The organism is Frigoribacterium sp. Leaf44 (genome assembly GCF_001421865.1).
GTDB lineage: Bacteria > Actinomycetota > Actinomycetes > Actinomycetales > Microbacteriaceae > Frigoribacterium.
This window is the reverse complement of sequence record NZ_LMLG01000006.1, coordinates 439,174-445,053: the sequence shown is the minus strand read 5'-3', so window position 1 is coordinate 445,053 and position 5,880 is coordinate 439,174. Positions and strand designations below refer to the sequence as shown.

6 protein-coding genes are annotated in these 5,880 nt (G+C 74.3%); 2 read left to right on the top strand and 4 right to left on the bottom strand.

All coding sequences use genetic code 11. The features are described 5' to 3' along the window. Window positions 1-367, top strand: a 367-nt coding sequence (locus tag ASE87_RS16375) for a hypothetical protein (RefSeq protein ID WP_235472278.1), incomplete at its 5' end; no start/stop codon positions are given. Window positions 368-650: 283 nt separating this feature from the next. Here the strand turns inward: ASE87_RS16375 and ASE87_RS10610 are convergent. Both ASE87_RS10610 and ASE87_RS16150 read right to left on the bottom strand, forming a co-directional pair. After that, entirely contained in the window at window positions 651-1,124 is a 474-nt protein-coding gene (locus tag ASE87_RS10610; RefSeq protein ID WP_056228376.1) for a GNAT family N-acetyltransferase, read from the bottom strand. A gap of 70 nt (window positions 1,125-1,194) precedes the next feature. Continuing rightward, entirely contained in the window at window positions 1,195-1,350 is a 156-nt protein-coding gene (locus ASE87_RS16150; protein WP_156155614.1) for a hypothetical protein, read from the bottom strand. A gap of 245 nt (window positions 1,351-1,595) precedes the next feature. On the opposite strand from ASE87_RS16150, the gene ASE87_RS10605 reads away from it, so the two are divergent. After that, window positions 1,596-3,236, top strand: coding sequence for a PQQ-binding-like beta-propeller repeat protein (locus tag ASE87_RS10605; RefSeq protein ID WP_056228374.1), 1,641 nt, complete (start codon window positions 1,596-1,598; stop codon window positions 3,234-3,236). A 25-nt stretch (window positions 3,237-3,261) separates the two neighbouring features. Here ASE87_RS10605 and ASE87_RS10600 read toward each other — a convergent pair whose 3' ends face one another. After that, window positions 3,262-5,316, bottom strand: a complete 2,055-nt coding sequence (locus ASE87_RS10600; RefSeq protein ID WP_056228371.1) for a glycosyl hydrolase — start codon at window positions 5,314-5,316, stop codon at window positions 3,262-3,264. A gap of 146 nt (window positions 5,317-5,462) precedes the next feature. Further along, on the bottom strand, window positions 5,463-5,880 hold a 418-nt coding region (locus ASE87_RS10595; RefSeq protein ID WP_162235877.1), incomplete at its 5' end, for an HlyD family efflux transporter periplasmic adaptor subunit.

Here is a 5,880-nt window from a genome sequence, read left to right as displayed (position 1 = left end):
CCCCTCGCCGAGCTCCGCCTTCGACGAGGTGCAGGTCACCGTCTCACCGTCCAGCGGTTTCGGTGACGAGACGTCGACCGTGACGACGTTCGACGCGGACGACGGGCGCGTGGTCTTCGAGGCGACCCTGCCGGGGTACTCGGCACCGTTGGCCCAGGGGCGCACGACCGTCTACCAGCAGACCTTCGGGGTCGACGGGCGGTTGGCCGTCGTCGCCCTCGACCGCTCCAGCCACCGAGAGCTCTGGCGGACGTCCGGCGACGACGTGCTGACCTACCAGTTCTGGGGGCAGCACCTGGTCGTCGTGACCCAGGACGGCGTCGTCCGCCGCCTCGGCGACGGCACGGCGGTCGCCGCCGGCGGGTGACGCGGCTCAACCCGCCACGAGGTAAGCAACCCGCCATGACATCGGGTGGCGGCGTGTTCATTTCGTGGCGGAATGGCGACGCGGCGGGTGAGCACTCGGGCGCATCGCCCCGAGACCATCCCTTCGGAGGAGGCCGGGACGCGTCTCGTTCGTCCCGACGGCCACCGTGAAGAGCCACATCTCGAGCCTGTTGGCCGAGACCGACGGCCGCACCCGCGTGCAGGCGGCCGTCTTCGCGTTCCGCTCGGGCTTCGCCCGTCCCGAGGGCGGCTGAGCCGCCGGGTCAGAGCAGCCGGTCGAACCGCTGCGTGGGCCGCTTCAGCAGCGAGTGCTCGAACGGGTCGCCCGCGGCCACCCACCCCTCGCTCTCGTAGAGCCCGACCGCGGCGACGTTGTCGAGGAGTGCGTGCAACACGGCGCGCTGGTACCCGAGCAAGGCCAGCCTCGCGGTCGCCTCCCTCAACAGGGCACGCCCCAGCCCTCGCGCCTGTGCCCCGGGACCGGCCGCCAGCAGGCCGAGCACCGGGGCGTCGGCCGGGTCCGCGGGCAGGCCGCTGCCCGGGCGGGTCGCGAGCACGAAGCCGTCGACCCCGTCGACGCCGTCCGCGACCAGCCACACGACGCCCGCGCCGAACTTCGGCCGGGCCCGCTCGGCGACCCCGTCGAACGCCTGCCAGTCACGTGCAGCACACGCCGCGACCCAGACGGTCAGGCACGCCTCGAGGTCGGCCGGGACGGCACACCGCAGTGCCTGCACGGCACCGTGACTAGACACGGTGGGATGCACGACACGCGGTGCGGTGCCACACGGCCCGGTTCGACACGGACTACCCCCGCACCAGCAGCGGGAACACGAACACCGCGAAGAGGAAGAACGCCGCCATGACGCCGAAGACGACGTAGGTGCCGCGGCCGACGACCCGCTGACCGGAGGCCTCTCGGCGTTGCAGCACGCGGCGACGGTAGATCACCTGGATGACCACGAGCACGACGATCGCCAGGGCGAGGATCGAGATGACGACGGCTTCGATGGCACGGCTCCTTCGAGGGGCGGGCGAGAGGGGACGAACGACGAGAGGGCGAACGGACGGCGGCGCTCGTGCACCGGCGGGCGGGACCGGACGGCCCGCACCAGCCTAACGGCCGACCCCGGGAGCCCAGGAGGCGCGGGTCCCGACCCCGGGACCGCTCACGGCCCGCCCCCGCACCCGCCTCGTACCATGGCCGGGTGACGGACGACGCCCGACCGAGCGACCAGCCGCTCTCCCGCGCCCGCCGCAGCGGAGCCGCCGTCTGGCACCGCGCCTCCCGCCCTCGTCGGCTCGCCCTCGCGAGCGCCGCGGTCCTCGTCGCGGCGGCGCTCGTCACGACCGTCGGCCTGGTCGAGGCCCCGCGCTACTCGTCGGCCGCGCCGCTCGACGGCGTCGTCGGCGACGACCTGCGGCACGAACCCGTCCCCGAGTCGTGGACGCTCACGCCCGCCGACGTCGGCGTGCCGGCGGACCAGGGCCGGTGCCTCCTCTGGCAGGCGGAGCCCGCGGTCGGCCCCGACCGGCTCGGCGGCGACGTCCTCGTCAGCGCCGGCGGTGCCGCGGGCGACGACGGCAGGGGCACGAGCGCCGCCACCGACGTCGGCGCCGACTGCCGCTTCGACGGCGGCTTCGGCGGCACCGCCCCCACGGTCAGCCGGCTCGCCCGCGTCGACCCGGTCGACGGCACCGTCCGCTGGTGGGTAGACCTCGGAGCCGAGCTCGACGCCGGCAGCGGCTTCGTCCAGGTCTGGCCCGCCGACGACGCCGGCGACACGGCCCTCGTCTCGACGCTGGGCTTCGGCGGGGACGGGTTCGCCTCGTCGTACGCCCGCCTCGACCTCGGGACCGGCGAGTTGACCGACGTGACCACCTCGCCGAACGGGCGCGCGCGCCTGACCGACGCCACCGCCTCCTGGGCCCTCGTCTCGAGCGACCCGCAGTTCTCGTACCAGGACTCCCGCGTCTACTACGACTCCGAGCCCGGCACGGGCGAGTTCTCGCTCTACGGCACCGCCGACCTCGACACCCCCGTGTGGACGGGCGAGACCACCGGCAGCCAGGACGAGGCACTGACCCCCGACGGCCTGCTCGTGCTCGACGGCGGGACCATCACCGCGGTCGACGGGCGCACCGGCGAGACGCACGACTGGGGCCCCGACCTGCCGACCGCCACGACCCTCGTCGTCGACGGCGACCTCGTCGTGGTGGGCCTCGACCCGGCGATCCCCACCTCGACCGACGACACGGACGGCACGGTGGTCGCGCTCTCGCTCGACGGGCGCGAACTCTGGCGGCACGGCTTCCGCCAGGACCGCGGGGTGCAGGCGACCGGCGACTGCGTCGTCTTCTCGACCACGCCCGGGGTCGTTTGCGTCGACCGCCGCACGGGCGCCGAGCTCTGGACGGCCCCGCCCCGCGACCGCCGCCACGGGCTCGCCCGGGTGACCACCGACCCGGCCGGCGACCGGGGGTCGCTCGTGTTCGCCCAGACCTTCGAACCAGGAGGCGCGGCGGCGGTCTCCGGCGACCTCTCGTCGGACGAGGCGGCCGAGCGCACCGTCCGCCTGCTCGACGCGGCGTCGGGCCACGAGGTGGCCCGGGCGGTGGTGCCGGGCGAGTCCCAGATCGCGCTGGTCGGCCGCACGACCGGCTACGCCACGACCGCCTCGAGCGGTCGCACCTCGACGGTCACCGCCTTCGACGTGTCCGACGGACGCCGCCTCTGGCAGCTCGACGCCGAGCGCGACCAGCTCGGCTTCTGGGGCGGCGCACTCGTCGCGAACCACCCCGACGGCAGCGTGCAGCGCCTCGTCGACCCGGTGCGCGTCGTCGGCTGACGACCCGCGCCTCCTGTGCTCGGCCCTACCGCGCCCCGGCGCTCATGACGTACGCCATCGCGTAGGCCCGCGAGTTGCCGTCGTCGATGCCCGTCTCGGGCAGGGCGGCGAGTGCCCGCAGGGCCGCCGCGGCCTGATCGGGTCCCTGCAGCGCCGAGTACATCAGCACGTAGTCGCCCAGGGGCGCGTCGAAGCCGGACGGGCTCGCCTCGGCGACGACGGCGGCGATCTGCTCGGCCCCGCCCGCGGCCGACGACGTCAGGTACGACACCGAGGACGGGCTGAGCGGGATCAGCTGGATGCCGGCGATCGCCGACGGCTCGGCCGAGAACCAGGTGCCGTAGTCGCGCTTGCCGCCCCAGGTCAGCGACACGATCTCGTGGTCGTAGCCGGCGGACGTCGGGCCGGTCAGGTCGGGGTTCAGCCAGTAGGCCAGCGCCGACGAGGCCTCGGCGCTGAGCATCCAGGACGCCTCGTCGCCCAGCGCGTCGTCACCCGTGGCCGCGGCCCAGAGCGACAGCCCGGCGTAGGCGGTGACCGCCTCGGACGACGACTCCTGGTTGTTGCCGTCGGCGAACGGCGAGTAGCCCGAGGCCCAGCTGTGCGACCAGTAGGGGTCGAAGGCACGCCGGTCGGGGAACGACCCGTTGTCGGACCCCGAGGCGATGTCGGCCGCGAGCAGGTCCATCACGGGGCTCCACCGCCCGGCCAGCTCGGGGTCGTCGGCCGCGACCACGCCCGCGGCGTAGAGGAAGTAGCCGTAGTGGAAGTAGTGGTCGTTGAACTCGTCCGAGCCGAACGAGGCCACCTTGCCGACGACGCCCTTGACCGCGGGGTCGTAGACGAAGCACTCCTGGTCGCGCGTCTCGCAGCCCGAGGGGTCGGTCCACGTGTCGAGTCGGTCGACGATCGAGGTGCGGAGGGTCTCGGCCGACGCGTCGTCGCCCAGCTGCCGGGCGAGCTGCATCAGCATGGCCGACCGGTAGAGCGCCTTGCCGCCGAAGTAGGTGTCCGCCGCGGGGGCCCCCGTGGCCGCGACGTCGGCCTCGACCTGGTCCTCGAGCTGCGTCCTCTGGTCGTCGCTCAGCCCCGAGAGGTCGAGCTCGGTCGAGGCCGTGGTGACCGGTGCGTCGAACGCCAGCGTCGAGCCGATCGACAACGGGACGGTGCCGTAGATCGTGTCGTACCCCAGCCCGGTGCCGCCACCCGTCGCCGCGTCGCCCATGTGCGGGGCCGACACGAGCAGGGTGTCGCCCCCGGTCGCCGTCTCGTAGCCGAGCTCGGTGGTCGACACCGCCGACGACCCGGACCCGGAGGCGCGGTGCGCGGTGGTCACCGATGCGAGCGGCGAGGCGGCCGCGTCGAGCACCGTCCCCACCTGCGCGTCGGTGGCCCCGTCGGGCAGTGGCACGAGGACGACCGAGCCGCCCTCGTCGAGCCGGACCTCCGTGCCGTCGAGGCTGCCGCCCGTGACGGCCACACCCCACGTCGTGCTGCCGACCGTGAGCGTGCCGCGGCCCTCGCCGACGGCCGTCACGGCCGTGCCGAGGGTGTCGGTCTGCGCGGTCGCGGCCGTGTACGAGACGAGCGGCGAGCCCTCGGCGACGGTCGTGTGACCGAGCACCGTGTCGCCGTCGAGGTGCGCGATCGTCACCGACACGTCGTCGTAGGCGCTGATCTCGGTCGTCGAGGCCCCGACGTCGAGGGTGACGTCGGGCAGGGCGGGCGACACGATCGCCTTCTCGGAGGCCACGGGCACCGGCAGCCCCGTCGCGAAGCCGGCCGCCGTCAGCTGGAACGAGATCGGGAACGGGAACACGGGCGTCGGCTCGTCGCCGAACACGAGCCCCGAGAACCAGGTGTTGGTCGGCGGGACGAGCCCGTCGGCGAGGCGCATGGTCGGCACGGTGCCGACCGACTCGTGGGGCAGGGCGGCCACGAGGGGGTCGACCTGCGAGGCGGGGAACACGTCCCCTCCGGCGTCGGGCCGTCCCGTGGTGTCGCCGTCCGTGCCCGAGCCGCCGGTGCACCCGGCCAGCACGAGCACGCCGGCCGTGCCGAGGGCGACGCCCGCGACCACGCGGCGGAGGGTCAGGAGGCGCGGGTCGCGTCGGGTACCGCCGCGCGCCTCCTGGGGGTGACGGGCCGGCCCGGAGCCGATCGGTGATCCCGAACGATCCCGTCGGCCGGACCGACCCGTCGTCTTTCTCCGTGCGCCGGGGATCGTCAGACCCCGATCTGGCGCAGGAAGTCCTGCATGGTGTCCACGGGCCCGGCGAGGATGCCGTCGTCGCGGAGGTGCATGGTCGCCTCGACCGGCGTGCCGCTCGCGACGAGGCCGTTGTAGGCCCCCTCGCTCAGCTGGTCGCTGACCACGCGGACGGTGGCCGCGGCCGCGCCGTCCTTGGTCTGCACGCTGACCAGGTCGACGCTGCCCTCGACGACCTGCTGGTTGGGCAGCATGACGTCGACGGTCGCGCCGTCCTGGATGCGCTCGTAGTCGCGGGGCGTGAGCGTGAAGTCGGCGTCCACGAAGAGCGTGCCGGCCTTCTCGATGGTCGCGACGGACGTGCCCGAGCCGAGGAACCCGCCCTCACGGACGTCGAGCTGCGACAGCGTGCCGTCGACGGTGGCCATGAAGGTG